This is a genomic window from Corallococcus sp. 4LFB (genome assembly GCF_046520365.1).
In the GTDB taxonomy this organism is placed as follows: domain Bacteria; phylum Myxococcota; class Myxococcia; order Myxococcales; family Myxococcaceae; genus Corallococcus; species Corallococcus caeni.
Map to the genome: position 1 here is coordinate 1 of NZ_JBKGHJ010001280.1, position 338 is coordinate 338.

At 66.3% G+C, this 338-nt stretch carries 1 protein-coding gene; it reads right to left on the reverse strand.

Annotated elements, in window-relative coordinates:
• Positions 1-338: condensation domain-containing protein (locus ACLEQD_RS45320; RefSeq protein ID WP_410392061.1), on the reverse strand; the 338-nt coding region annotated here is incomplete at both ends.

Consider the following 338-nt stretch of genomic DNA (forward strand, 5'->3'; position numbering starts at 1 on the left):
GCTCCACCATCCGGCGCACCGTCGCCGCTTCGAACAGGTCGGTGCTGTACTCCACGGATCCGCTCAGTCCCTGCGGCGTCTCCGTGAAGAAGACGCTCACGTCGAACTTCGACGTCCGGCCCTCGAAGTCCACGGGCTTGAGCACCAGGCCGGGGAGCTTGGACTCTTCAAGTGGCACGTTCTGGAGCGACATCAGCGACTGGAACAGCGGCGTGTGGCTCAGGCTGCGCTCCGGCTGCAGCACCTCCACCAGCTTCTCGAAGGGCACATCCTGGTGCTCATGCGCGCCCAGCACCGTCTCCCGCACCTGCGCGAGCAACGCCCGGAAGGACTGGTCC